The sequence below is a fragment of the Mesorhizobium alhagi CCNWXJ12-2 genome (assembly GCF_000236565.1).
GTDB lineage: Bacteria > Pseudomonadota > Alphaproteobacteria > Rhizobiales > Rhizobiaceae > Allomesorhizobium > Allomesorhizobium alhagi.
The window spans coordinates 1-2,255 of record NZ_AHAM01000351.1 but is presented as its reverse complement, the minus strand read 5'-3'; the positions used below and the strand labels follow the sequence as shown (position 1 = coordinate 2,255).

Genomic DNA, 2,255 nt, shown 5'->3' with positions numbered 1-2,255 from the left:
GGCCGAACGGACCGAGGAATCCGTCCGCGACAAGACGGGCTCGCAGGAAAAACGCTGACTCCGTTGAAACCGTCGCGAGAAGCCGTTCTCGCGCAGTGAAAGCCGGGCTCGATGGTCTATCGGCGCTTTAACAGAGCCTTTAATAAAGCGGGGAAAGCGTGACGCCGGCGTGCAGCCGAAGAGATCGCCACGACGAAAGAGGAACGCGAACCGCCCACCGGCGTAGCTGGACACTTTCCCAGCAGGCAAGTTGCCGCCTAGGAGGCAGGCATCCTGATTGGTGACGACCGCCGACTTTAGGCTTGCTGAAAACGGCACGTTGCGCACTTGCCAGTTGCGCGGGCGTCGTCGCTTTTGTGCAAATCGTCAGCAAGCAGGAGATGCGAGATTGCTTGCAGGGCCGCGGTCCAGAGAGACACCCCGTCGAGCCAGCCCTCGTTGCGGTATCTCGGAACGGGTCGCCAGCACCAGACGCGCATGCTCGATGCCGTGACGATCGATGATGCCGCGAATTGTCGGGAACAACTCGGTAGTCTGTGTGGGCAGCGGATAGAAACGTTGGCGTGAATAATCTCGAGGTGTCGCTGCAGAGGGATTTCACGCGGGATCGGCGGCAGGCAAGCGACCGGATCCTGCATGCCCTTCACGGATTTACGCCAGCGCGCATGCGTCGAGACTTGGGACGCTCTGCCTCTTGGCCGGTACAGTCCCTAATCCAGAATTCCGCGGCGGCGTGTAGCGGCGATCGGCACTCGCCCGGTTCTGGGATGTGTTCCACCGCGGCCATCGACGACGGGCACTCATCGGCCAGCCGCTGAAGCCTCAACCGGCGAGGGGCGTTGTTTCGCCGACTGCGGTGGCGGCCAACCTATTTGTCATCGCATCATGAAGGCAGGGAATTGCTGGTCAATTCCGTAGGTAAACTCGGGCAGCCTTCCGTTGCAATCTGTTAAGAACCATCAAGGAACGTCTCCGGGCTGGGCGCTCTGGGAAAAGAATGGGTGCGAGGCCGCGCTGATGGCGATGCGAAATCGCGCGAGATCTGCCAGGATCTAGGCGACTACGTGACCATGCACCTGTTCGAGGACCTGCTGAAGGACGAGGAAGGCCATATCAACTTTCTCGAGATGCAACTCCAGCTTCTGGCCTCGATCGGCGACGAAGGATACGGCCTCCTCAACGCGGCTTCCGCGAACGATGCCGAGTAGTATTGGAGAAGCATGAGCGGCTCCAGAAGACTGCGCCACCGCAAGTTGGACGGGTCATCCCATAACGGCCGGAGCCTCATAGCCCGGCCATACTGCGCTCGCCCGCGCAACACTCTCTACCTGGAGGGCGCAGCGGTGATCGACGGCCCTAGCGAAGCCGCAAGGTGGGAACGATTCAAGACTGCAGCCGTTATCGCGGGCACAAACCGACGATGGGGGCATTGTGGACAGAACACAAGACGCGTCACCAGTTACCTCGGGTGTTGCCGGCCTCGACTATATCCTTCGCGGCGGCTACGCAAAATTTCGCTCCCACCTTATCGAAGGACGGCCCGGGTCGGGCAAGACAACGCTCGGGCTCCAGTTCCTCATCAAGGGAGCTTCGCTCGGAGAGAAGTGCCTCTATATTACGCTTTCGGAAAGCAGGCGGGAATTGCTGTCTGTGGCCAGCAGGCACGGATGGGACCTGAAGGGCGTCGATATACTCGAACTGGTGCCCCCGGAACTCAGCCTTGATCCTTCGCAGTTGCAGACGGTCGTCCATTCATCCGATCTGGAACTCGGCGAAACGGTCACTGCGGCCCTGGCGGAGATGGAACGGGTCAAGCCCGACAGAGTGGTGTTCGATTCCTTGTCCGAGATCCGGTTGCTCTCGCAGGGGTCGCTTCGCTATCGCCGGCAGGTGTTGGCGCTCAAGAGCTTTTTCCTCCTGAACAATGCTACGGTCTTGCTGCTCGACGATCTGACGGCGGAGCATGACGATCTCAACCTTCATTCGATAACCCACGGTGTTATCCGCATGGAGCAGGTGACGCCGATCTATGGCGGTGAGCGACGGCGCCTTCGGCTTATCAAGATGCGCGGCGTGGAACTCAGGGGCGGCTACCATGACTTCGTCATACGGCCAGGCGGCGTTGAAGTGTTCCCGCGCTTGGTCGCAGGCGATCACGACCAGACCGCGGGGGGGCGTCCCGCGCTCAGTGGCAATGGGGTCGACGCATTGCTAGTGGATGGAATCTAACGCTTGGTGCCCGCGCTTGACGGCGG

The 2,255-nt window shown here is 60.7% G+C and carries 1 protein-coding gene and 2 pseudogenes; 2 read left to right on the top strand and 1 reads right to left on the bottom strand.

Annotated features, from left to right (window positions below):
* The coding region (locus MAXJ12_RS38645) for a hypothetical protein (protein ID WP_210160955.1) at window positions 1-327 on the bottom strand (327 nt) is incomplete at its 3' end.
* A gap of 701 nt (window positions 328-1,028) precedes the next feature.
* Here MAXJ12_RS38645 and MAXJ12_RS34070 point away from each other — a divergent pair.
* Together MAXJ12_RS34070 and MAXJ12_RS34065 are read left to right on the top strand one after the other, a co-directional pair.
* Window positions 1,029-1,208, top strand: a pseudogene (locus MAXJ12_RS34070) (ferritin-like domain-containing protein); the annotation flags it as partial.
* Window positions 1,209-1,428: 220 nt separating this feature from the next.
* Window positions 1,429-2,226, top strand: a pseudogene (locus MAXJ12_RS34065) (ATPase domain-containing protein); the annotation flags it as partial.
* Window positions 2,227-2,255 lie beyond the last annotated feature (29 nt).